This is a genomic window from Pseudomonas sp. B6002 (assembly GCF_013385985.1).
Taxonomy (GTDB): domain Bacteria; phylum Pseudomonadota; class Gammaproteobacteria; order Pseudomonadales; family Pseudomonadaceae; genus Aquipseudomonas.
Genome location: NZ_JACAOY010000001.1, coordinates 172,594 through 196,978 on the forward strand (window position 1 = coordinate 172,594; position 24,385 = coordinate 196,978).

Below are 24,385 nucleotides of genomic sequence, written 5' to 3' on the forward strand. Positions count from 1 at the left end.
TGAGAATTATTTTTACTCGATAGCTGTCGGTGGTACGTCTCGTCTTAGCCAATGCAACTGATTCCTATTTGGTTCGGTTCGCAACTATAAGATTCGTACCCCCGGAGCGCTCTCGATGTCCTCTTGTTTCAATCGCCGGTCTTCCTCGCCCGTCCTGTCCTTACTGACCGCCGCCATCCTGCTGGCCGCAACGCCAGTCATGGCCGCCACGGCCACTGAACCGGCCGCGCGTAGCCACGGCAACTACACCTTCAGCATCGAACAACAACCGCTGGTCTCGGCATTGAACGCGTTCACCGTGGTGACCGGCTGGCAAGTCGGCCTGCCTGCTGAACTGGGCCAGGGTGTGTCGTCACCTGGCGTGCGCGGCCCGCTGACACCAGAAAAAGCCCTGGATCGCTTGTTGGTGGGGACCAACCTGAGCTACCGCAAACTGGGCAACAACAACATCGTGTTGGAAAAACGTGCCGCCGGCAGCACCCTCAACCTGCAACAGGTGACCATCAGCGCCACCCGCACCGAGCAGGACGTGAGCAGCGTGCCCAGCACCGTCTCCGTGCATGATCGCCAGGACCTGGACCGCGACAACGTGAACACCATTCGTGAACTGGTGCGCTACGAGCCCAACGTCTCTGTCGGCGGCGCCGGCACTCGCGCCAGCAATGCGGGCTACAACATTCGTGGCATCGACGGTGACCGCATCCTCACCCAGGTCGACGGCGTCGAAGTACCGGACAACTTCTTCAACGGCCCTTATGCCAAGACCCGTCGCAACTACGTCGACCCGGAAATCGTCAAGCGTGTGGAAATCCTGCGTGGCCCGGCCTCGGCCCTGTACGGCAGCAGCGCCATCGGCGGCGCCGTCAGCTATTTCACCCTCGACCCGGATGACATCATCAAGCCCGGCCAGGACTACGGCGCCCGCCTGAAAACCGGCTACAGCTCGGCCGACGACAGCTGGCTGACCTCCGGCACCGTCGCCGGACGCGTGCAGGACTTCGACGGTTTGCTGCACCTGAGCCAGCGCAATGGCCACGAGATGGAATCCTACGATGGCAACAACGCCACCGGCCTCGCCCGCACCGGCGCCAACCCGGAAGATGCGCGCACCACCAACGTGCTGGCCAAACTGGGCTGGAACTACGGCGATGACAACCGCCTGGGCCTGACCTACGAGAAGTTCAAGGATGACCGCGACGTCAACCTGAAAAACGCTGTGGGCGGCCCGTTCACCGGCGGCCGTGGCTTCAACTTCTACCGTGCACGTTCGGGTAACGACACCATCACCCGTGAACGTTTCGCCATTGAAAACCGCTTCGCCCTCGACTCGCCGATTGCCGATCACATCAAGACCAGCCTCAACTATCAGATCGCCAAGACCGACCAGACCACCGCTGAAATCTACCAGCCCTCGCGCCGCGTATTGCGCACCCGCGAAACCCTGTATGAAGAAAAACAGTGGGTGTTCGACGCGCAGCTGGACAAGGCGTTCAGCATCGGCGAAACGGATCATCAGGTGACCTACGGCACCACCCTGAAACAACAAAAAGTCACCGGCTCCCGCGAAGGCGGCGCGACCTGCCTGGCCGTCGGCGGCGGTTGCACGGCCATTGGCGCACCGAGCCCACAGGCCAGCGACAGCGTGAAAAAGGCCAGCGACTTCCCGGACCCGACCATCAACACCTATTCGCTGTTCGCCCAGGACCAGATCACCTGGGACAAATGGACCTTCCTGCCGGCCGTGCGTTACGACTACACCCAGCTCAAGCCCAAGCTGACCGAAGAGTTCCTCAACACCGTTGACCCGACGCGGATCTATGACCACAGCGACGCCGACAAAACCTGGCATCGGGTCACACCCAAGTTCGGCCTGACCTACGCGCTGACCGACCATTACACCTGGTTCGGCCAATACGCCGAAGGTTTCCGCACGCCATCGGCGAAAGCGCTGTACGGCCGTTTCGAAAACCTGAACCAGGGCTACACCGTCGAGCCCAACCCGAACCTCAAGCCGGAAACCAGCAAAGGCATTGAAACTGGGATTCGCGGCAACTTCGACGAGGGCTCGTTCGACATCGCCGTGTTCTACAACAAGTACCGCGACTTCATTGACGAAGACGCCTCGGTCGCTGGCGGCACCGTGCAGCAGTTCGAAGCCAACAACATCAAGCACGCCACCATCAAGGGCATCGAAGCCAAGGGCCGCCTGAACCTCGATGCGTTCGGCGCACCACAAGGCCTCTACACCCAGGGTTCGGTCGGCTACACCTACGGGCGCAACGACGACAACGGCGAGCCGCTCAACAGCGTCAACCCGCTCAAAGGCGTGTTCGGCCTGGGTTACGACCAGGACAACTACGGCGGCCTGCTGAGCTGGACGCTGGTGAAAAAGCAAAACCGTGTGGACAGCACCACCTTCCACGCCCCCGATGGCAGCACCAGCGCGCCCTTCAAGACTCCGGGCTTTGGCGTGCTGGACCTGACCGCCTTCTACAAAGTCACCGACGACGTGACCATCAACGGTGGCGTCTACAACCTGACCGACAAGAAGTACTGGAACTGGGATGACGTGCGCAGCTACGACGGTGTCGGCGAAGCCGGCGTGACCGCGCCCGCCAATCTCGACCGTTTGACCCAGCCGGGCCGAAACTTTGCGATCAACCTGATCTGGGACATCTGATAACGCCCGCCTCACCCCGCTGGAATTTCATCGGCGGGGTGAGGATTTTTTACTGTGCTGCGTCTTCTTGTTCGTCTAGTTGATAACAGCTCTCTTTAGAGCCACAAGGCGCTACCCTTCTCAAGGACTTTCCCCATGACCGCTTCCCCTACCGCAGAACGCCCAAGCCTGCGCTCCCAGCGCCTGAACCAGATCACCAACGAGCCACACACCAAGCTCGACGCCCTGGTCAAGGCTCACGCGCCGTTTGAAACCCAGGCCAACTTCGCCCGCTTCGTGGTGGCGCAGTACCTGTTCCAATCGGAACTGGTTGCGCTGTACAACGACGCCGAGTTGATCAAGATTGTCCCGGACCTGGCGGCACGCTGCCGCGCAGAAGCCGCCAAGCTGGACCTGGGCGATCTGGACACCGACGTACCGGCTCCCGTTGCCGGCGCCGTAAAAAACCCGAGCAAGGCCGAAGCCCTGGGCTGGTTGTTCGTGTCTGAAGGTTCCAAGCTGGGCGCTGCGTTCCTGATCAAGCGCGCCGTGGGCCTGGGCCTGAGCGAAACCTTCGGCGCCCGCCACCTCGGTGAGCCGGCCGGTGGTCGTGCCGAAGGCTGGAAGAGCTTCACCCGCACCCTCGACGGCCTGGAATTCAGCGCCGAAGAAGAAGCGGCCGTGGAAAAAGGTGCAATCGACGCGTTCGTGCGCTTCACCGTGCTACTGGAACAGGCGTACGCTAGCGCCCCTGAATTCGCCTGATTCAACACTCCCTGTAGGAGCCGGCTTGCCGGCGATAAGGCCATCAGCCTTGCGCTGATTTCAAAGGCCTCATCGCCGGCAAGCCGGCTCCTACAATGGGTGTAATCCCTCTCTCTGCAAATCACTCCCCATGACCGGCAAAACCCAATCCACCTCGAAAATCGCGCAGATCCTCTTCGGCCTGCTGGCCTACGTCAGCCTGGGCATCGGGTTGGTGGCGATTGTCATCCCGGGTTTGCCCACCACCGAATTCATCCTGCTCGCCGCCTGGGCCGCTACCAAAAGTTCGCCGCGCCTGAGTGCCTGGCTGGAAAACCACCGGTTGTTCGGGCCGATCCTGTTCAACTGGCGCAACGGCAAGATCATCGCGCGCCGCGCCAAAATCAGCGCCACCATCAGCATGTTGGTCTGCGCCGTGCTGATGCTGGTCATGCTCGAACACGGCTGGCCGGTGTACCTGGCCATTGCCGGGATGAGCCTGGGCAACCTGTGGATCTGGTCCCGCCCGGAACGGCTTGCAGCCCCCGTATAACGCTGCGTGTAGCCTTTTGCCTACCGCTCATCGCCTTCCCCTCATGAAACATCCCGTAACGCCGATGTTCCGGATATAGCGCCGAATGGACTTGGCTCGCCCTGCTTGCATTCCAACAAGTCCATACGCGAGTGAACCTATGTTCGACACCCTCTCAATCCGCTTGAAAATCGTGCTGCTGTCCGGCCTGTGCCTCTTGGGCGTCATCGCGCTGGTGGTGGGGGTCAACCTGTACGAGGCCGATCAGAACAACCGAGTGGTCAGTGATTCAAGCTCGCGGATGCTCACCCACAGCGTGCAAAACCTGTTGCAAGCCAAGGCCGCGGAACAAGCGGTGCAGTTGCAGAAAACCTTCGGTGAAAACCTGATCGTCATCACCGCGCTGGCCGACCAGATCAAAGGCTTGCGCACCACCGCCGCCAAGCGCGGGCTTGAAGCCGGCGCCCTGCGTGAAGAACTCAACCAAAGCCTCAAGACCACGTTCGAGCGCAACAGCAAGGTGCTCGGCATCTGGCTGTCCTTCGAACCCAACGGCCTGGATGGCAAGGACAGCGAGTTCATCGACGACAAGGCACGCGTCTCCAATGAAAAAGGCCGCTTCTCCAGTTACTGGAGCCGCGCCGGTGGCGATGGCCTGAACACCATCATGGTCGAGGACGACCTCACCAAGACCACCCCCAACCTCAGCGGTACGCCCTACAACATCTGGTACACCTGCCCACGGGACACCCGCAATGTGTGCCTGCTGGACCCTTACGCCGACGAAGTGGCCGGCAAATCGATGCTGATGACCACCATCGCCCTGCCCTTGCTGGTAGACGGTAAAGTGATTGGCGTGGTGGGGATCGATATCGCCCTCAACACCCTGCAGGCCGTGACGGAAGCTGCGCAAAAAGAACTGTTCGACGGTGCGGCGCACCTGGAAATCCTGGCCGGTACCGGCTTGATCGCGGCCTACAGCGGCCAACCGGACAAAGTCGGCAAGAACCTGATCGACACCATCGGCGCCGAAGGCAAAGAGATTGTGCAGTTGCTGGCCAGTAACACACAGATGATCCGTGAACAGGACGACACCATCCGCGCCGTGTACCCGGTCAAGCCGATTGCCGACGCCAAAGCCTGGGGCATCGTAATCAAGCTGCCCAAAGACGTGATGCTGGCCGATACCGTGAAGCTGCAAGGCGTGCTCAACAAAGCCCAGGCCGCCTCCACCTTCAAGGCATTGCTGGTCGGCGCCGCGGCCGCCTTGCTCGGCTTGCTGCTGATCTGGCTGACCGCAACCGGCGTCACCCGCCCCATTAACAACGTGGCGGCCATGCTCAAGAACATCGCCAGCGGCGAAGGCGACCTCACCCAGCGCCTGGCCTACGCCAAGAAGGATGAATTGGGCGAGCTGGCCAACTGGTTCAACCGTTTCCTCGACAAGCTGCAACCGACCATCGCGCAGATCAAGCAAAGCATCACCGAAGCCCGTGGCACCGCCGACCAGTCCTCGGCCATCGCACGCCAGACCAGCGAAGGCATGCAAGTGCAGTTCCGCGAAATCGACCAAGTGGCCACCGCGTCCAACGAGATGAGTGCCACCGCCCACGATGTGGCCAACAGCGCATCCAATGCCGCGAGTGCGGCACGCGGAGCTGACCAGTCGGCGCGTGAAGGCATGTCGATCATTGAGCAGAGCACACGTGACATCACCACCCTGGCCGAAGAAGTCAGTAAGGCGGTGAGCGAAGTCGAAGCTCTGGCGGTGAACAGCGAGCAGATCGGTTCAGTGCTGGAAGTGATCCGCAGCATCGCCGAGCAGACCAACCTGCTCGCGCTGAATGCCGCCATCGAAGCGGCTCGTGCCGGGGAAAGCGGCCGGGGTTTTGCAGTGGTGGCTGACGAAGTACGCAACCTGGCCAAACGCACGCAGGATTCCGTGGAGGAAATCCGCCTGGTGATCGAACGCATCCAGACTGGCACTCGCGGCGTGGTCGCGACCATGCATTCCAGCCAGAGCCAGGCGCAAAGCAACGCCGGGCAGATCCATCAAGCCGTGCAGGCCTTGGGCAAGATCAGCGATGCGGTGACGGTGATCAGCGACATGAACCTGCAGATCGCCAGCGCCGCCGAACAACAGAGCGCCGTGGCCGAAGAGGTCAACCGCAACGTCTCGGCGATCCGCACCGTGACCGAAACCCTGACCGGCCAGGCCACTGAGTCGGCGGCCATCAGCAGCCAGCTCAATGCCCTGGCGACGCAGCAGATGACGCTGATGGACCAGTTCAAGGTCTGACCGCTTATTCAAACCCCACGCTAAACCCTGTGGGAGCCGGGCTTGCCCGCGATGGCGGTGGGTCAGCAATGACTCTATTGGCTGACACACCGCTATCGCCGGCAAGCCGGCTCCTACAGATTAACGCCCGGGCCAGGCCTGGACGAACGCTGCTACGTCTTCTTTGCCCGCCGTGCGCGGCGGGTTCTGCGGCGTGCCCAGGTACAGGAAGCCAATCACTTCCTCATCCGCCGTCAGCCCGAGGCCTTTGGCGACGTGGGCTGAGTAGGACAATTCACCAGTGCGCCACACCGCACCGATCCCCTGGGCGTAGGCCGCCAGCAGGATGCCGTGGGCTGCACAGGCGGCCGCCAACAACTGCTCGGACTTGGGCACCTTGAAGTGCTCCTGCAACCGTGCAATCACCACCACCACCAACGGCGCACGCAGCGGGCCGTTCTGGGCCTTGTCGATCACCGCTTGCGGTGCGTCGGCGTCTTGCAGGCGGGCGGCCTCGGCCAGCAGCGTGCCCATTTGCTCGCGGGCGGCGCCTTCCACAGTGAGGAAACGCCATGGGCGCAGTTGGCCGTGGTCAGGCGCGCGCATGGCGGCGGCGAACAGCACGTCGCGCTGCTCCTGGGTCGGCGCCGGCTCCAGCAAACGCGGCACGGAAACACGGTTGAGCAAAGCGTCGAGAGCCTGCATTGGCCACCTCCAGAGAAAAATGTGCGGCCATTCTAGCGGGATTGAATCGGATTGGACCAAACGATAATTGCTCTTATTCAATCCGCCCCGCCCTGTTAGACTTTGCGACCTTATTTTCAGCCGCCGTTCAGGAAACTCGATGTTCCGTTCGCTTTTTCGCCTGTCCGCAGCATTGATGGCCTTGAGCCTCACGGCCTGCGATGACGCCCCTCGCTTCACCAAGGCCGAGCCGGGTGAATCGCGCAGCGGTGGCGCCACGACGGTGAACAAGCGCGACCAGAACGCGTTTTCCCTGCCTTCGGCCAACCTGCCCCCTACCCGCCGCCTGGACTTCAGCGTCGGCAACAGCTTCTTTCGCAGCCCGTGGGTGATCGCGCCGTCCACCACCACCGCACGGGATGGCCTGGGCCCGCTGTTCAACACCAATGCCTGCCAGAACTGCCATATCAAAGACGGCCGTGGCCATCCGCCGCTGCCCGACGCGCCCAACGCGGTGTCGATGCTGGTGCGCCTGTCGATCCCGGGCACGCCGGCCTATGCCAAGGTCATCGAACAGATCGGCGTGGTGCCCGAGCCGGTCTACGGCGGTCAACTGCAGGACATGGCCGTGCCCGGCGTGGCTCCGGAAGGCAAAGTGCGGGTGGACTACACACCGGTCAACGTCACGTTCAAGGACGGCACCGTTGTCGAGTTACGCAAGCCCAGCCTGCAAATCTCCCAGCTCGGCTACGGCCCGATGCATCCAGATACACTTTTTTCCGCGCGAGTTGCGCCGCCCATGATCGGCCTGGGGCTGCTGGAAGCCATCAGCGACGCCGACATTCTGCGCAATACCGACCCGAAAACCGCCGACAAGGAAGCCCTCGTCGGCCGTGCCAACCGGGTGTGGGACGACGCCCAGCACACCACGGTTCTCGGGCGTTTTGGCTGGAAAGCCGGGCAGCCGAACCTGAATCAACAAAATGTTCACGCGTTTTCTGGTGATATGGGTCTCACCACGTCACTGAGACCCTTTGATGACTGCACCGATGCACAAGTCGCCTGCAAACAGGCGCCCAATGGCAATGGCCCCGATGGCGAGCCGGAAGTCAGCGACAATATCCTGCGCCTGGTGCTGTTCTACACGCGCAACCTCGCCGTACCCGCTCGCCGAGGCGTCAACACGCCGCAGGTGTTGGCCGGCAAGAACCTGTTTTACCAGGCCGGCTGCCAGGGTTGTCACAAACCGACGTTCACCACGGCCGCGACTGCCGCCGAGCCTGAGCTGGCCAACCAAGTGATCCACCCCTACAGCGACCTGTTGTTGCACGACATGGGCGAAGGCCTCGCCGACAACCGCAGCGAATTCAAGGCCGGTGGCCGCGATTGGCGCACCGCGCCGCTGTGGGGCATTGGCCTGACGCAAACCGTGAGTGGCCATACCCAGTTTTTGCATGACGGCCGCGCCCGCAACCTGCTCGAAGCCGTGCTGTGGCACGGCGGTGAAGCACACGCGGCGCAGCAGCATGTGCTGTCCTTTAATGCCGAGCAGCGCGCTGCGTTGCTGGCGTTCCTGAATTCTTTATAAGCGTTGCCCCAATTACAGAAGGGAGCTCTACATGTTCCGTCCCAAGTTGTTGTTCACCAGCCTGGCCGCCCTCGCACTGGGCGCCTGCTCGCCACAAGACCCGCAGGCCGTGACCTCGGCGGCCATCGCCAAGCAAGTGATCCTGCCGACCTACAGCCGCTGGGTCGAAGCCGACCGCCAGTTGGCCGTCAGCGCCCTCGCCTACTGCCAGGGCAAGGAAAGCCTGGAGACCGCCCGCGCCGATTTCCTGCACGCACAAAAGGCTTGGGCCGAGTTGCAACCGCTGCTGATCGGCCCGCTGGCCGAAGGCAACCGTTCGTGGCAGGTGCAGTTCTGGCCGGACAAGAAAAACCTGGTCGGTCGCCAGGTTGAACAACTGGTCACCGCCCAGCCACAGATCGATGGCGCGGCGCTGGCCAAATCCAGCGTTGTGGTACAAGGCCTGTCGGCCTACGAATACATCCTCTACGACGCCAAGACCGACGTCGCTGACGAAGCCCAGAAAGCCCGTTACTGCCCGTTGCTGGTGGCCATTGGCGAGCGCCAGAAAGCCCTGGCCGAAGAGATTTTGGCCAGCTGGAACAGCACCGACGGCATGCTCGCGCAGATGACCAAGTTTCCGAACCAGCGCTACGCCGATTCCCACGAGGCCATCGCCGATCTGTTGCGCGTGCAGGTAACCGCACTGGACACGCTCAAGAAGAAACTCGGCACGCCGATGGGCCGCCAGACCAAGGGCATCCCGCAGCCGTTCCAGGCCGATGCGTGGCGCAGCGAGTCGTCCCTGCAAAGCCTCGAAGCCAGCCTCGCCGCCGCCCAGACCGTATGGGTCGGCGTCGACAACAAGGGCCTGCGTGGCCTGTTGCCGTCGGACCAGAAGCCATTGGCTGACAAGATCGACGCCGCCTACGCCGCCTCCCTCAAACTGTTCGCCAGCAACCAGCGCACCCTCAATGAGTTGTTGGCAGACGATGCCGGGCGCCAGCAACTCAACGACCTCTATGACAGCCTCAACGTCGTCCACCGCCTGCACGAAGGCGAGCTGGCCAAGGCGCTGGGCATTCAACTGGGCTTTAACGCCAACGACGGTGACTGATGATGCTCAGGCGACAGGCTTTGGCCGTTGGCAGCGTGCTGCTCAGTGCAATCACATTGGGTGGCTGGACGCTGTTTAAAAGCAAAGACAAGGGCCCGCTGCTGCTGTCGGCACGGGATGATGCGGACGGCAAACACTACGCCGTAGGGTACCGCCTGGACGGCAAACCCGTGTTTGCCACCCAAGTCGGTCAACGCTGCCACGACATCATCAACCATCCGACGCTGCCGATTGCGCTGTTTGTCGCCCGTCGCCCGGGCACCGAGAGTTACCTGATTGACCTGCGCGATGGCACGCTGCTGCAAACGATCACCTCCAAGGCCAATCGTCACTTCTACGGCCACGCGGTCATTCACAAGGGCGGCGACTGGCTGTATGCCACCGAAAACGACACGTCCGACCCCGGTCGTGGCCTGCTCGGCGTGTATAAATTCGAAGGCGAGCGGCTGGTGCACACGGGTGAGATTTCCACCCATGGCATTGGCCCGCACCAGGTGTCCTGGATGCCCGACGGCGAAACCCTGATTGTGGCCAACGGAGGCATTCGCACCGAGGCCGAAAGCCGCGTGGAGATGAACCTCAACGCCATGGAACCGAGCCTGGTGCTGATGCACCGCGACGGCACGCTGATCAGCAAGGAAACCCTCGGCCAACAGATGAACAGCGTGCGGCATATGGGGATCGCCAGCGATGGCACGATCCTCACCGGGCAGCAATTCATGGGGCCGTCCCAGGAGCGTTCCGAGCTGCTGGCGATCAAGCGCCCAGGGCAACCGTTCGTGGCGTTCCCGGTGGCTGATGAGCAGTTGCAGGCCATGGGGCACTACACCGCAAGCGTCGCGGTACACAGTGAGTTGCGCCTGGTTGCACTGACGGCACCGCGTGGCAATCGCTTCTTTATCTGGGACATGGACAGCGGTGAGTTGCGCCTGGATGGGCCGCTGCCCGATTGCGCCGGCGTGGGTGCGGTGGCCGATGGATTTGTCGTCACCTCAGGCCAGGGGCGCTGCCGTTTCTACGACTGCCGCCAGAAACCGCTGGTGGCCAAACCGCTGGAGTTGCCGGCAGGGCTTTGGGACAACCATCTGCATCTGGCCTGACGCGAAGTTATTCAAGGCAAAAAAAAGGGCCTCGCATCGCAAGGCCCTTCTCCGGGGGTTTGAATAATTTCAACTTTGCGGCCTCATGCCTTGAGACATGCCAAACATGAACAGCAACAGTTCATGATCAGGCTTGACCGCCACACCGGCCTTGGCGACGCGTGGCAACAGGCATTGCCCGCCACCTTGCACCGCATGCAGAACCTGTGTGCGAGGCTGCTCCCACGCCGCCAGGGCGAGGGCTGCAATGCCCAATGCCCCGACCAGAAACAAACCTCGTGCTATTTCTAGCTTCATCTGGTTAAACCCTTGATAGCGCTGCCAAACGCCGTCTCGTAAAAGTAGCTGAGTTTTTTCCAGTCGGTACTGTTCCACGACGAATGGCGGCGCAATTGCAGCATGTCGTGGGAGGCGGCCCGATAAGCGGTCAAACGCTGGCGGCATTTCTCGAAATCCAGCAACGCCACCTCCACTTTGGCCGAGTCACCCTCGCCCGTTACCCGTACAAAGATGTGCTTGATGTACAGGCAACCATGTTGCCAACGGCCCTTGTGCATGCGCGCCAGGGTGCCCGCCAGTTCCTTGAGCAAACGCTCGTGAACCTGTTCGCCGTACTGCTCACGCCCACCGGCGGCGTACCAGTTTTCGATCTCGTCGAAACCGTCCAGGGACGCGGTCACCAACAGGGCCTTCCACTGATGCTCCGGGTCGCGGCGCGCTTCGCAGAACACCAACTCTGGCACCCGCACATCCAGCAAACGCAGGCCCTTGAGGGCATCACGCTCGCGCAAAACGGTCGGGCGTCCAAACGGGTGCAGCAGGCTGCGGTAGATATGCCCGGTCTGGCGCTTGCTGTAGAGCAAGCGGCCATTGGGGCTGATCACCCGCTGCACACCACTTTCACCACCGCGCCGACGGTTGGGTTCTTCCACCCACTCGCCCTGCTGGCGCCAGAAAAAATCGAATCGTTCTTCGGGAGCTACATGACTGCCTACTGCGCACTCAACTGCCATCCTGTTACCTCTTACGCAAGACATACACTCGCCACATGGCGTAGAGCGGTATGAAGTCCAGGGATTCCTGAACACGGAAACCGGCCTGCTCAAACTCTGCCTCAACAGTAGCAGCCGGTAGCACAAAGCGGTTTTGGTAACCTTCCTGCTCACCTTTCTCGCGACGTTTCGCTTCGGTGCGCTTGCGCTTCCATGCCTTGAAATTGCCATCCACCCACAGCGAAATAATCACGCTGTCACGGGTAACCCGCTGAAATTCCTTCAAAATCGCCAACCGATGCGCAGGCTCACCAATGTGGTGCATCAAGCGCATGCAAAAAATGCTGTCGACCGAGTTATCGGGCAGATCGATATCAAAGGCAGATGTCTGCAAGGGCCGTACCCGTTTCACCACATCGGCGGGCTGGGCGGCTGTAGCAACCTTTAACATCGACGCTGAATTGTCGGCCCCGATAATCACACGGTTGGGTTTTTCGGCCAGTAACGGCCAGAAACGCCCCGCCCCGCAAGGCAGGTCCAGCACCAGGCCGGGCTCACCAGCCATCGCCAGTGCACCACGCGCCAATTGCTCGTCGCGTTTGTGGGACAACCGGCGAGCCAGATTGTCCTGATGCTTGAGCAAATATTTCTGAGCGTGCTGATCGTCGTACTTTTCAGAAAATTCGAGTTTGGTCGGGGTAGACATCAACGGATCTCCAGTTGCTGATGCCTACAACCTTAAGCAGCGAACTGTGATCAACAGGTCAACCCGTTGTGAAAAACTTGTCCTGTCCAATCCCATACATTTCAAGACTTTACAGATACAAGCAGTGGCATGGGGCCATCTTCGCCGAAAAGGTGGGGATCTGCCGCAGGATAGCGGCAGGGAGGGGGCTCAGGGTTTGACCTGGCTCAACTCGACGTGGAAGCGGCAGCCGTTAGGCTCCATGGTACTGAGGCTGACGCTCCAGCCCTGGTTCTCGCAGATGCGCTGCACCAGTGAAAGCCCAAGGCCCAGGCCATCACCACGCTTCTCGCTGCCACGTACAAACGGCTCGAACATCGCTTCGCGCTTGTCTTCGGGGATGCCCACGCCGGAGTCTTCCACCACAAAACCACTGGGCTCCAGGGTCAAGCGGATAAACCCTTGCTCGGTGTAGTGCAAGGCATTGCGCAACAGGTTGCCCATGACCGCATGCAGGAACGTCGTGTTATAGCGCGTATCCAGCGGCTGACCGGGCTGGTAGATCAGCTCCAGGCCCTTGCGCTCGATGGGTTCACGCCAGATGCCAAGCAGGTCGTCGGCCACCTGGGAGAGGCTGACCTGAGGCGACATGGCGCCGTTATCGTGCTGGGCACGGGCCAGCATCAGGAAGGTCTGCACCAGTTCGCGCATTTCCTCACACGCCCGGGCAATTCGCTCGACCTGGTTGCGACCGCGCTGGTCGATGGCCGGGTTCTCCAGGAGCAATTCGCAGGAACTGGCCAGTACCATCAAGGGGGTGCGCAACTCGTGGCTCACATCGCTGGTAAACAACTGCTCGCGGTTCAGCGCCTGGCGCAACCGGCCCAGGGTGGCGTCGAAGGCCACTGCCAACTCGCCCACTTCGTCAGCGGCATAGTCAGGCGCCAAGGGCGGCGCCAGGCCCAGCAGCTGGTCACGATGGCGAACCTGGCGGGCCAGGCGGACCACCGGTGCCATCACTTTGCGCGCCAGCACCCAGCCGAGGAACACCGCGAGCGCCAGGCTGAGCACAAAGCCCACCAGCACCACGGCGAACAGCACGCGCTCCCGTTCTTCAAAATCGCTTTGGTCTTGCAACAGCACATAGCGCCGGCCGTCGACCACTTCCACCATGGCGTGGTACGACAGCGCCTCGCGGAACACTTCGTGAAAACCCGGTTCCAGGTGCCTCAGGTCCTTGGGCAACTCGAAATCACCGCGCCCACCGCTGAAATAAAACAGCTGGTCCGGCTCAGGCCGGTGGCTCCAGTCTTCGACGCTGTCCATCAGCAGCAGGCGTTGCAAGTCACCGCCCAGGCCAGCCGAGATCAGCTTCTCTTCCACCAAATGCACGGTGGCGACAATGCCCATGGCGAAGGCCCCCGCCACCAGTGCGCTCATCAACGCAAAGGCGATGATGATCCGCTGGGCAAGGCTCTGCTTAAACTCCATCACGACCCTCGGCCAGGCGATAACCCACACCGTGCACCGTTTGCAGCAACGGCTTGGCGAACGGTTTATCGATCACTTGGCGCAATTGGTGAACGTGGCTGCGCAGGCTGTCGCTGTCCGGGCAGTCATCGCCCCACAGCGCTTCTTCGAGGATCTCGCGGCGCAGCACGTGCGGGCTCTTTTGCATCAACACCGCCAGCAATTTCAGGCCGACCGGGTTGAGCTTGAGCAGGCGCCCTTCGCGGGTGACTTCCAACGTATCAAGGTCATAGCTCAGGTCGCCGACTTGCAGGGCACGTCGCCCGCCGCCCTGGGCACGGCGCAATACGGCTTCGATGCGGGCCGCCAGTTCCGACAGGGCGAACGGTTTGAGCAAGTAGTCGTCGGCGCCGGACTTAAAGCCCTGCAGCCGGTCATCCAGTTGGTCGCGGGCGGTGAGCATGATCACCGGGGTGTCGCGGCGTGCGTCTTCGCGCAGGCGTTTGCACAAGGTATAGCCATCGATACCCGGCAGCATGATGTCGAGCACGATCAAGTCGTAATGTTCGGTGGCGGCCAGGTGCAAGCCCGACAAACCGTCCTGCGCGCAATCCACGGTATAGCCTTTTAGCCCCAGGTAATCCGCCAGGTTGGCCAGAATATCGCGGTTGTCTTCAACCAATAAAATTCGCATGGGCAGTGTCTCCGTACGCGGTAACAGCCGTGTTGGCTCGCGCAGCTTAAGGCCAAGTGTGGCTCAGGGATAGACCTGGAAGGCCCGTCCATTAAGGTTTTCAACCGATATTTTAGTTGAACGAGATTTTCACTATAGCTTCACAAACTGACTACAGTGTCAGGGCGAAGATCGCCGCCCATCGATATAAGGAATTTGGACATGGGGTTTCTCAGAACGGCGCCTATGCGCTATTTGCTGCTCGTCACCGGCGCCTGGCTGGTTGTTTTCCTGCTCACCCGCAGTGTGTTGCTCGTCACTCACCTGGACGAAGTCGGTGGCAATTTGCTGCCGGTGTTTGGCGTGGGCGTGCTCTATGACTTGGGCTTCTTGACCTATGCGGCGTTGCCGTTAGGGCTGTATTTGCTGCTGTGCCCGCCCGCATTGTGGCGCCGCCGTGGCCATCGCTGGTTCCTGCAGGCGGTACTGACGGTCAGCCTGTTTGCCATGCTGTTTACCGCCGTCGCCGAGTGGCTGTTCTGGGATGAGTTCGGCGTACGCTTCAACTTTATTGCCGTCGACTACCTGGTGTATTCCAACGAGGTCTTGAACAACCTGCTGGAGTCCTACCCGATCGGCAAGCTGCTCAGCTTGTTGGCGATGCTCGCCATTGTGCTGAGCCTGGTCCTGCGCAAGCCATTCAATGCGGCGATGAGTGCCCCGCTGCCGCCGCTGCGTGGTCGTCTGCTGAATGCACTGGGCCTGTTGCTGGTTGCCGGGCTCAGCCTGCAACTGATCAGCCAGGACAGCCCCCGCGCCCAAGGCGGCAATGCCTACAAGAACGAACTGGCCAGCAATGGCCCGTACCAGTTTTTTGCGGCGTTCCGGAACAACGAACTGGACTACACGCAGTTCTATAAAAGCCTGCCCGCCGACGTGGTCGCCCAGCAGTTGCGCGCCGAACTCAGCGAACCCAACGCCCGCTTCATCGGCAAGGACCCGCTGGACATCCGCCGTGCCATCACCAACCCCGGCACGCTGCGCAAACCCAACATCGTGCTGGTGACCATCGAAAGCTTCAGCGCCAAGTACATGGGCAGCAATGGCGACGGGCGTAACCTCACGCCCAACCTCGACGCCTTGCGCCAGCAGAGCCTGTACTTCAATAACTTCTACGCCACCGGCACCCGCACCGACCGCGGCCTGGAGGCGATCACCCTGGCCATTCCCCCCACGCCCGGGCGCTCGATCGTCAAGCGCATCGGCCGTGAAAGCGGTTTTGCCAGCCTCGGCCAGCAGTTGAGCGCCATCGGCTACGACAGCGTGTTCGTCTACGGCGGGCGCGGTTACTTTGACAACATGAACGCGTTTTTCAGCGGCAACGGTTATCGGGTCGTGGACCAGAGCAGCGTGGCTGAATCGGAGATTTCGTTCAAAAACGCTTGGGGCATGGCCGACGAAGACCTCTACCGGCAAACCCTGAAACTGGCGGATGCCGACTACGCCAAGCAGCAGCCGTTCTTGCTGCAACTGATGACCACCTCCAACCACCGCCCTTACACCTACCCGGACGGGCGCATCGATATCAAGTCTGGCAACGGCCGTGACGGCGCGGTGAAATACACCGACCACGCCATCGGCGAGCTCCTCACGGCGGCGCGCCAGAAGCCGTGGTTCGACAATACGATCTTCATTTTCGTCGCCGACCACACCGCCGGCAGCGCGGGCAAGGAAGACCTGCCCATCACCAACTACCAGATCCCGTTGTTCATCTATGCGCCCAAGCTGATCGAAGCGCGGGAAAGTGCACAACTGGCCAGCCAGATCGACCTTGCGCCAACATTGCTGGGCTTGATCAACCTGAGCTACGAGTCAACCTTCTTTGGCCGCAACCTGTTGCAGGACAACCCGCTGCCGCCGCGCGTGGTGGTGGGTAATTACCAGCACCTGGGTTTGTTTGACGGCAAGGACCTGGCAATCCTCAGCCCGCGCTTCGGGCTGCGTCGCCATGACCAGGCGCTGGGCGATAGTCAGGAGCTGCGGGTGGGCAGCGATGATCCGTTGATCCAGCGGGCGATCACCTATTACCAAGGGGCCAGTTATGGGTTCAAGCAGCAGTTGCTCAGCTGGAAAGCGCCCAAGGACACAACCCCGCAACTGACCAACCGCTGACTGTAGTGAGCGGGCTTGCCCCGCGCGGCGGTGTGTCAGGAAAATGTGGGGCGCCTGGTAGACCGCGGCGCGGGGCGAGCCCGCTCACTACAAAGGCATGGCCAAGCACCCTATTAATAACGGCAATAAAAGCCCAAGCCCCCCCACAACTGACCGAACTGCGACTGTAGTGAGCGGGCTTGCCCCGCGCGGCGGTGGGTCAGGAAAATGTGGGGCTCCCGGTAGACCGCGGCGCGGGGCGAGCCCGCTCACTACAAAGGCACGGCCAAGCACCCTATTAATAACGGCAATAAAAAGCCCAAGCCCCTCCACAACTGACCGAACTGTGACTGTAGTGAGCGGGCTTGCCCCGCGCGGCGGTGGGTCAGGAAAATGTGGGGCTCCCGGTAGACCGCAGCGTGGGGCGAGCCCGCTCACTACAAAGGCACGGCCAAGCACCCTATTAATACCGGCAATAAAAAGCTCAAGCCCCCCCCACAACTGACCGAACTGCGACTGTAGTGAGCGGGCTTGCCTCGCGCGGCGGTGGGTCAGGAAAATGTGGGGCGCCTGGTAGACCGCGGCGCGGGGCGAGCCCGCTCACTACAAAGGCACGGCCAAGCACCCTATTAATAACGGCAATAAAAAGCCCAAGCCCCCCCACAACTGACCGAACTGCGACTGTAGTGAGCGGGCTTGCCCCGCGCGGCGGTATGTCAGGAAAATGTGGGGCGCCTGGTAGACCGCGGCGCGGGGCGAGCCCGCTCACTACAAAGGCACGGCCCCGCTTAGTAACCGGCAATAAAAAAGCCCCGCCTGCATCACTGCAGGCGGGGCTTTTTCAGTACGGGGGTAAGGCTGGCTTACATCATGCCGCCCATGCCACCCATGCCGCCCATGTCTGGCATGCCACCGCCAGCTGCGCCTTCAGGCTTCGGCTTGTCAGCGATTGCAGCTTCGGTGGTCAGAACCAGGCCACCAATGGAGGAGGCTGCTTGCAGCGCGGAACGAGTCACCTTGGTAGGGTCCAGGATGCCCATTTCGATCATGTCGCCGTAGACGCCAGTTGCAGCGTTGTAACCGTAGTTACCTTTGCCGTTCTTGACTTCGTTGACCACCACGCTCGGCTCGTCGCCGGAGTTGGCAGCGATCTGGCGCAGTGGTGCTTCAACGGCACGACGCAGAACAGCGATACCCACGTCCTGATCGGCGTTGTCGCCTTTCAGACCGGTCAAGGCTTCCAGAGCACGGATCAGCGCAACGCCACCGCCAGGTACCACGCCTTCTTCAACGGCTGCACGGGTAGCGTGCAGGGCGTCTTCAACGCGGGCTTTCTTCTCTTTCATTTCAACTTCGGAACCCGCGCCAACCTTGATCACTGCGACGCCGCCGGACAGCTTGGCCAGACGCTCTTGCAGTTTTTCACGGTCGTAGTCGGACGAAGTCTCGGCAACCTGGGCACGGATCTGAGTGATGCGAGCCTGGATGTCCTGCTCAACGCCAGCACCGTCAACGATGATGGTGTTTTCTTTGGAGATGGTCACGCGCTTGGCACTGCCCAGGTTTTCCAGGGTGGCGCTTTCCAGGCTCAGGCCGATCTCTTCGGAGATAACGGTACCGCCGGTCAGAACGGCGATGTCCTGCAGCATGGCCTTGCGACGGTCGCCGAAGCCTGGAGCCTTGACGGCTGCGACTTTAACGATGCCACGCATGTTGTTCACAACCAGGGTCGCCAGGGCTTCGCCTTCAACGTCTTCGGAAACGATCAGCAGCGGACGGCCAGCTTTGGCAACGGCTTCCAGTACTGGCAGCATTTCGCGGATGTTGGAGATCTTTTTGTCGACCAGCAGGATCAGCGGGCTGTCCAGCTCGGCAACCATGGTGTCTGGCTTGTTGACGAAGTACGGGGACAGGTAGCCACGGTCGAACTGCATGCCTTCTACAACCGACAGTTCGTTTTCCAGGCCAGTGCCTTCTTCAACGGTGATCACGCCTTCTTTGCCGACTTTTTCCATGGCTTCGGCAATGATGTCGCCGATGGAGCCGTCGGAGTTGGCGGAGATGGTACCTACCTGAGCGATAGCCTTGGTGTCAGCGCATGGCTTGGACAGGTTTTTCAGCTCGGCAACAATGGCGATGGTCGCCTTGTCGATGCCGCGCTTCAGGTCCATTGGGTTCATGCCGGCAGCGACGGCCTTGTAGCCTTCGTTAACGATAGCCTGAGCCAGAACGGTAGCGGTGGTAGTACCGTCACCAGCGTCATCGTTGGCACGGGAGGCAACGTCTTTGACCAGCTGCGCGCCCATGTTTTCGAAACGGTCTTCCAGTTCGATTTCTTTGGCTACGGAAACGCCGTCCTTGGTGATGGTCGGAGCGCCGAAGCTCTTCTCGATGATCACGTTACGGCCTTTCGGGCCCAGGGTCGCTTTTACCGCGTCAGCCAGGACGTTGACACCAACGAGCATTTTCTTGCGGGCGGAATCGCCGAATTTAACTTCTTTAGCAGCCATGATCGATAATCCTTAAATTCTTTGGAGTAACGGGAAAGTAAGCGGAAAAATCACGCTTCCAGAACGGCGAGAATCTCGTTCTCGGCCATGACCAGCAGGTCTTCGCCGTCAACTTTCACAGTGTTGCTGCCGGAGTAAGGGCCGAATACAACCTTGTCACCGACTTTAACGGCCAGAGCACGCACTTCACCGTTTTCCAGGGTTTTGCCTGGACCAGCAGCGACGATCACACCGTGGTTGGCTTTTTCAGCAGCCGAACCTGGCAGAACGATACCGCCAGCGGTTTTCTTTTCTTCTTCGCTGCGACGGATTACGACGCGGTCGTGCAGAGGACGAAGCTTGCTCATTGTCGATCTCTCCTAATTGTGTTTTTCATCGGCCGGTGTCAGTACCGGCGGGTTGTAATCCGGCTGTGCCGGTCGCGGTTCGCCAAGCGAAACGCGGAAGTCTGTCTGGCGTTGCCACCAGAAACCTTGCGGTGACCGATACATAAGGGCGCATAAGCTTATTACAAGGGGGCTCGACGGATTTTTTTTGCACTCGCCGGGCGGTAAAAGCAACACGGCACCCGAAGGTGCCGTGCTGGTGAAGCGGTTACTTGGTGTCGCGGTGTTCGAACTCGCCTTCAATCACGTCGCCTTCACGCTCCAGCGGCTGGCGCGGGGTCGGGCCGCCACGGGATTGCAGGTCGTCGGCGAACGCTCGCTGACGGATCGCAGCCTCTTCGGCACGCTGGCGCATCTTGCCCGCCAGCAGCTTGCGGGTGAACGGCAACAACATCACCAGGCCGACCACATCGCTGATAAAGCCTGGCAGGATCAACAAGCCACCGGCCAGGGCCATCATCAGGCCTTCAAGCATGGTCTGGGCGGGCAGTTCGCCACGGTTCAGGCTTTCACGGGCACGCAGCGCCGTGGCCAGGCCGGCGACGCGCAGCACCAGAACGCCGAGCATCGAGCCGAGAATGATCAGCAACAGGGCCGGGAAAAACCCGATCGCGCTGCTGACTTGAACGAATACGAACAGCTCCAACACCGGGAACAGCAGAAAGAGCAATAAAAAAGGGCGCATCAAATGGTTCCTCAACGCAAGAATGCCTTGCCAGTCCACCTTAGATGACGTCGCCGTTTCGTGAATTCAAGCGCTGGCCGCCGCTTTTTTCGGCCAAACCTCGGCGTGAGCCAATGAAACCAGGGCTTCGCGCACTTGTGTCGGAGTGTTGCAAGACTCCGCAAAGGGCAACCAATATAAGGATTGGCCTATACGCAGGTGCATGCCTTCACTGTCTATGCCCGCCAGTTGTGCAGGCTCGGAGGTCGGCAAACCGGTGAGGTCGACGTAATGGGCAATAGCCTTGGTGTGATCGCTGTTCATGTGCTCGATCATGCTGCGTTCGGCCTTGCCCGCGAACGGGTTGGCGAGCGTCAGTTCATCGACCCAGTGAATCGCGCCAAACCCGCCGATATAACGGTGGCGCACCGGTTTGAGCACCCAGAAATCGAAGTCATGGGCCTTATGGTAGTTGGCCGAATCGGGGAAATAGCGGTAATAACGCTCGGCGGCCGCCTCAATGGCTGCGGCGTCTTCCAGTTTCTCGGCTTCAGCCAGGTACGTCAGACGCCCCACCGCTTGCACATCATCGGCCTCGCGCTCACCCACCAGCAGCGAGCACTTGGGGTCTTTCTGCAAGTTATGGGTGTGTTGGGCGATACGGCTGATGAGGATGAGCGGGCGGCCTTGATCGTCAAGGCAGTAAGGCACCACCGAACCGAAGGGAAAGCCAGGCATGGCTTTGGACAGTGTGGCGAGCGCCCCACGGTATTCCTTGAGCAACAGCTCTCGGGCGTTCTTGGCAACCTGTGTGCTCAACGTATGACTCCTCGGGGTATTCAGCCGCCCATGGCATATGGGAATGGATCTCAACCACAAGGTAATCAATATCGGCAAAGGTTGCCAAGCAGGTTTTGTGCAGCCTTATTACCAGGCCACACCGAACCCGGCGGTATAGCGGGTTTTGCTCAGGCTGCTGTCCGAATCGCCACTGATGATGTCGCGCTCGGCCTTGAGGTTGAGCGAGGCCCATTCGGTGACTTTGTAGCGCAGGCCCATTTCCGCATCCAGGGAGTAGTCCACCGGCCCATCGATCGGCCGGCCCAATTCGCCGTTGGTGAAGAACTCGACGGTCTTGCCCACCAGGTAGCGGTTGTAGTTCCACTTCATGGCCACGGAGTAGAAGTTGTCCTTACCGCCGTCGGAATATTCGTAGTCAGTACGGTTGACCAGCGAACCCAGGGAGAACGCGCCCAATTCATCGTCCCAGAACTGGTAGCCCGGGCCGGTGCCGACGGTGCGTTGGCGGGACAGGTCTTCCACCTTGTCACGCTTATAGGTCAGGCGGCCCTGCCAGAACCAGTGCTCGGTGAGGAAGCGGTCCAGGTCGTATTCCAGGGCCCAGTTGTCGGTGGTAGTGACGTCGTCCTGGAACTCGCGGTTGTACTCACCCTGCCCCGTGTGGCGCCATTGGCCGTGACGGGCGGTGGTCTTGAAGTCGATGTCGTAGTCGTTGGTGTCTTTTTCTGCGCGCTTGTAGTCCAGCGCCAGGTCGACGTTGCCTTTCCACACCAGGTCTTCGATCACAGGCTTGGGCTTGATGATCTGCTGGATGCTCGCCAGCTCCACGGTCTTGGGCGCTTCGCCATTGGCCAGGACCACTTTGCCGTCATCTGCGGCTTTGAGCGACTTGGCTTTCTCGCCCGTGTAGGCATCCTGTTTGACCAGCAACTCCTGGTCGCTCTCCAGGGTTTTCACCTGTTTCCAATCCACCGGGATGGCCCCTGCGTAGTCGGTCTGGATCAGCAGCTTGCCACCGTCGAAGACCTTGATCTTGCCGGTCAGGCGGTCGCCGTTCTTCAACCAGACGGTGTCGGCCAACAAGGGCGTGGAGGCGCTGAAAACAGCGAGGCACAGCAGGGTTCTGGACAACATAAGCAGGTTCGGGGCTCAAGTTTGACAAAAAAGGCGGCATTATCGTGTTAGATAACGTCTTAGCAAGGACTGACTCAGGGATTTGGGTTGAGTTCAGTGTTCACCGCGATATTTACAGACGTTTCTGACAAAGATGCCGACGATCTCAACGGATATGCCCACAGTGAATGAACCCGCCGAAACCCCGCAAAGCCCCGCCGAGATGCGCCGTACGGCGCTTTACCTGACCTTGGCGCAGGTCCCGCCTGGCTGCGTGGTGAGCTACGGGGAACTGGCGCACCTGGCTGGGCTGGGACGCGCGGCGCGCTGGGTGGGGCGCACCTTGAGCCAGCTTCCCGAGGACACCAAGCTGCCCTGGCACCGGGTGCTGGGTGCCGGTGGTCGGATAAGCCTGCCAGTGGGCAGTGCTTCAGGCGACGAGCAACGCGCGCGATTGCGCAGCGAAGGCGTCACGATCCGCAACAATCGCGTGGATATTCAGCGCCATGGCTGGCGCCCGGTAGAGCACAGCGGTTAGAGTGCGCGCTTTGTTTCCGCAAATCTGAGGCAGACTCCAGCCCATGCCCCGTAAAACCTGGCGCGCCGCGCTCGCCGCCTATGCCAGCCCCTCGACGTTAGTGCTGTTGTTGCTCGGCTTCGCCGCCGGCTTGCCTTACATGTTGGTGTTCTCGACGCTTTCCGTGTGGTTGCGTGAGGCCGGTGTGGCCCGCGAGACCATCGGTTATGCGAGCCTGATCGGTCTGGCCTACGCCTTTAAATGGGTCTGGTCACCGCTGCTCGACCAATGGCGCCTGCCGCTGCTCGGTAAACTCGGGCGCCGTCGTTCCTGGCTGGTACTAGCCCAGTCACTGGTAATCCTCGGATTGATCGGCATGGGCTTCTGCGATCCGCAGAAACACTTGTCCTGGCTGATCGCCATCGCTGTCATCGTCGCCTTCGCGTCGGCCACCCAGGATATTGCAGTAGACGCCTATCGCCTGGAAATCGCCGACGACAGCCGCCAGGCCGCCCTGGCGGCCAGCTATATGTCTGGCTACCGCATTGCCGCCCTGCTGGCGACGGCCGGCGCGCTGTTCTTTGCCGAAGGCTTCGGCTCGACCGGCTTCAACTATAAGCACTCGGCCTGGACCGGCACCTACGTGCTGTTCGGCGTGCTGATGATCCCGGCACTGCTGACCACCCTGTTCATGCGCGAGCCGAACGTACCGCTGCGTACCCAGTTGCAGGCCGGTCGCTACAGCTTCGTGCACCAGTTGGTGTCGGTGTTTGTCTTGATTGTGCTGCTGGTGTCGGTGCCGGCGATGTTCACCCAGCTGTACAACACGGATTTCGCCAGCGTGCTGTTCCACGGCGTGAGCCTGTGGGAACTGCTGATGGAAGACCGCGCCTTCCTGCGCGCCATTCTCTACATCACCCTCACCTGCCTGTGCCTTTCGGCCATGGGCCGCCGTGGCCTGGCGCCGGTTCTGACGCCGGTCAACGACTTCATCGTGCGCTACCGCTGGCAGGCGCTGCTGCTGCTCGGGCTGATTGCGACCTACCGCATGTCCGACACCGTGATGGGCGTGATGGCGAACGTGTTCTACATCGACCAAGGCTTTACCAAGGATCAGATCGCCGGCGTCAGCAAGATCTTCGGCCTGATCATGACCCTGCTCGGCGCGGGCATGGGCGGCCTGTTGATCGTACGATTCGGCATCCTGCCGATCCTGTTCATCGGCGGCGTGGCCTCGGCCGCAACCAACCTGCTGTTCGTGATGCTCGCCGACATGGGCCCGGACCTGCAGATGCTGATTTTCACGATTTCCCTGGATAACTTCAGCTCCGGCCTGGCCACTTCGGCGTTCGTGGCCTACCTGTCAAGCCTGACCAACCTCAAGTTTTCCGCGACCCAATACGCGCTGCTCAGCTCGATCATGCTGTTGCTGCCGCGCCTGATCGGCGGCTATTCAGGGGTGATGGTGGAGAAGTTTGGCTACCACAACTTCTTCCTGATCACCTGCCTGCTGGGCGTGCCGACGTTGTTCCTGATTGCCTTGCATTGGTTCCAGGAGAATCGGCGGGCTCGGTTGAATCCGCCAGCTGACGAAGTATCTCCCCTGTAGGAACCGGCTTGCCGGCGATGAGGCCCGCAAGCCTCGCGTCAATCTCAAAGACGCCATCGCCGGCAAGCCGGCTCCTACATACCCCTCTGTATTCTGATGCCTGTACTCCGGCAGTTTGCGCCCGTACAATCCA

Annotated in this window: 20 protein-coding genes and 2 pseudogenes; 11 read left to right on the forward strand and 11 right to left on the reverse strand. The window is 61.0% G+C overall.

The features are described 5' to 3' along the window. The first annotated feature begins 115 nt into the window (after window positions 1-115). The 5 genes and pseudogenes from HX792_RS00825 to HX792_RS30525 form a co-directional block, all read left to right on the forward strand. Entirely contained in the window at window positions 116-2,680 is a 2,565-nt protein-coding gene (locus HX792_RS00825) for a TonB-dependent receptor (protein ID WP_176994355.1), read from the forward strand. Window positions 2,681-2,815: 135 nt separating this feature from the next. Continuing rightward, on the forward strand, window positions 2,816-3,424 hold the full coding sequence (locus tag HX792_RS00830) for a biliverdin-producing heme oxygenase (RefSeq protein ID WP_176994356.1): 609 nt from the start codon (window positions 2,816-2,818) through the stop codon (window positions 3,422-3,424). Window positions 3,425-3,554: 130 nt separating this feature from the next. Then, window positions 3,555-3,956 (forward strand): YbaN family protein, encoded by a 402-nt coding sequence (locus tag HX792_RS00835; protein ID WP_176994357.1) that lies wholly within the window; start codon window positions 3,555-3,557, stop codon window positions 3,954-3,956. 280 nt (window positions 3,957-4,236) lie between these two features. Continuing rightward, window positions 4,237-5,328 (forward strand): annotated as a pseudogene (locus tag HX792_RS30520) (chemotaxis protein); the annotation flags it as partial. A gap of 375 nt (window positions 5,329-5,703) precedes the next feature. Further along, a pseudogene (locus HX792_RS30525) lies at window positions 5,704-6,234 on the forward strand (methyl-accepting chemotaxis protein); the annotation flags it as partial. Window positions 6,235-6,354: 120 nt separating this feature from the next. Here HX792_RS30525 and HX792_RS00845 read toward each other — a convergent pair. Continuing rightward, window positions 6,355-6,918 carry an NAD(P)H nitroreductase gene (locus HX792_RS00845; protein WP_176994359.1) on the reverse strand — a complete coding sequence of 188 codons (564 nt, stop codon included), beginning with the start codon at window positions 6,916-6,918 and terminating at the stop codon, window positions 6,355-6,357. A 139-nt stretch (window positions 6,919-7,057) separates the two neighbouring features. Between HX792_RS00845 and HX792_RS00850 the strand changes: the two genes are divergently transcribed. Genes HX792_RS00850 through HX792_RS00860 form a run of 3 tightly spaced genes read left to right on the forward strand, consistent with a single transcriptional unit; the run spans window position 7,058 to window position 10,681 of the window. Next, window positions 7,058-8,485 (forward strand): di-heme oxidoredictase family protein, encoded by a 1,428-nt coding sequence (locus HX792_RS00850; RefSeq protein WP_176994360.1) that lies wholly within the window; start codon window positions 7,058-7,060, stop codon window positions 8,483-8,485. A gap of 31 nt (window positions 8,486-8,516) precedes the next feature. Then, a complete protein-coding gene (locus HX792_RS00855; RefSeq protein ID WP_176994361.1) occupies window positions 8,517-9,581 on the forward strand; it encodes an imelysin family protein in 1,065 nt (354 codons plus the stop codon). A 2-nt stretch (window positions 9,582-9,583) separates the two neighbouring features. Then, complete coding sequence (locus HX792_RS00860) at window positions 9,584-10,681, forward strand: DUF1513 domain-containing protein (RefSeq protein WP_176994415.1); 1,098 nt, start codon at window positions 9,584-9,586, stop codon at window positions 10,679-10,681. A gap of 69 nt (window positions 10,682-10,750) precedes the next feature. Here HX792_RS00860 and HX792_RS00865 read toward each other — a convergent pair whose 3' ends face one another. The 5 genes from HX792_RS00865 to colR all read right to left on the reverse strand — a co-directional run bounded on the left by HX792_RS00865 (window position 10,751) and on the right by colR (window position 14,522). Continuing rightward, on the reverse strand, window positions 10,751-10,978 hold the full coding sequence (locus HX792_RS00865; RefSeq protein ID WP_176994362.1) for a hypothetical protein: 228 nt from the start codon (window positions 10,976-10,978) through the stop codon (window positions 10,751-10,753). Continuing rightward, the gene (locus tag HX792_RS00870; protein ID WP_176994363.1) at window positions 10,975-11,694 is read right to left on the reverse strand and encodes a lipopolysaccharide kinase InaA family protein; all 720 of its coding nucleotides are present in this window, start codon (window positions 11,692-11,694) and stop codon (window positions 10,975-10,977) included. The genes HX792_RS00865 and HX792_RS00870 overlap by 4 nt, the downstream gene beginning before the upstream one ends. 4 nt (window positions 11,695-11,698) lie before the next feature. Further along, window positions 11,699-12,379, reverse strand: coding sequence for a class I SAM-dependent methyltransferase (locus HX792_RS00875; RefSeq protein ID WP_176994364.1), 681 nt, complete (start codon window positions 12,377-12,379; stop codon window positions 11,699-11,701). A gap of 189 nt (window positions 12,380-12,568) precedes the next feature. Next, window positions 12,569-13,849, reverse strand: coding sequence for a HAMP domain-containing sensor histidine kinase (locus HX792_RS00880; RefSeq protein ID WP_176994365.1), 1,281 nt, complete (start codon window positions 13,847-13,849; stop codon window positions 12,569-12,571). Beyond that, entirely contained in the window at window positions 13,839-14,522 is a 684-nt protein-coding gene (gene colR, locus HX792_RS00885; protein ID WP_003175870.1) for a two-component system response regulator ColR, read from the reverse strand. The genes HX792_RS00880 and colR overlap by 11 nt, the downstream gene beginning before the upstream one ends. A gap of 201 nt (window positions 14,523-14,723) precedes the next feature. Here colR and HX792_RS00890 point away from each other — a divergent pair, with 201 nt between their 5' ends. Beyond that, a complete protein-coding gene (locus HX792_RS00890) occupies window positions 14,724-16,673 on the forward strand; it encodes an LTA synthase family protein (protein WP_176994366.1) in 1,950 nt (649 codons plus the stop codon). An 842-nt stretch (window positions 16,674-17,515) separates the two neighbouring features. On the opposite strand, the gene groL is transcribed toward HX792_RS00890, so the two are convergent. From groL to HX792_RS00915, 5 genes are all read right to left on the reverse strand, one after another. Next, the gene (groL, locus tag HX792_RS00895) at window positions 17,516-19,162 is read right to left on the reverse strand and encodes a chaperonin GroEL (RefSeq protein WP_176994367.1); all 1,647 of its coding nucleotides are present in this window, start codon (window positions 19,160-19,162) and stop codon (window positions 17,516-17,518) included. A 50-nt stretch (window positions 19,163-19,212) separates the two neighbouring features. Further along, window positions 19,213-19,509: a co-chaperone GroES gene (gene groES / locus HX792_RS00900; RefSeq protein WP_016975516.1), complete on the reverse strand. Its 297-nt coding sequence runs from the start codon at window positions 19,507-19,509 to the stop codon at window positions 19,213-19,215. A 247-nt stretch (window positions 19,510-19,756) separates the two neighbouring features. Beyond that, window positions 19,757-20,233, reverse strand: coding sequence for an FxsA family protein (locus HX792_RS00905; protein WP_176994368.1), 477 nt, complete (start codon window positions 20,231-20,233; stop codon window positions 19,757-19,759). 66 nt (window positions 20,234-20,299) lie between these two features. Then, window positions 20,300-21,031 carry a HugZ family protein gene (locus HX792_RS00910; RefSeq protein ID WP_176994369.1) on the reverse strand — a complete coding sequence of 244 codons (732 nt, stop codon included), beginning with the start codon at window positions 21,029-21,031 and terminating at the stop codon, window positions 20,300-20,302. Window positions 21,032-21,139: 108 nt separating this feature from the next. After that, window positions 21,140-22,147 (reverse strand): DUF481 domain-containing protein, encoded by a 1,008-nt coding sequence (locus tag HX792_RS00915; RefSeq protein ID WP_176994370.1) that lies wholly within the window; start codon window positions 22,145-22,147, stop codon window positions 21,140-21,142. A gap of 154 nt (window positions 22,148-22,301) precedes the next feature. Here HX792_RS00915 and HX792_RS00920 point away from each other — a divergent pair, with 154 nt between their 5' ends. Together HX792_RS00920 and HX792_RS00925 are read left to right on the forward strand one after the other, a co-directional pair. Continuing rightward, on the forward strand, window positions 22,302-22,664 hold the full coding sequence (locus HX792_RS00920) for an MGMT family protein (RefSeq protein WP_256349773.1): 363 nt from the start codon (window positions 22,302-22,304) through the stop codon (window positions 22,662-22,664). Between the two features lie 43 nt (window positions 22,665-22,707). Then, complete coding sequence (locus tag HX792_RS00925) at window positions 22,708-24,252, forward strand: AmpG family muropeptide MFS transporter (RefSeq protein ID WP_176994372.1); 1,545 nt, start codon at window positions 22,708-22,710, stop codon at window positions 24,250-24,252. Window positions 24,253-24,385 lie beyond the last annotated feature (133 nt).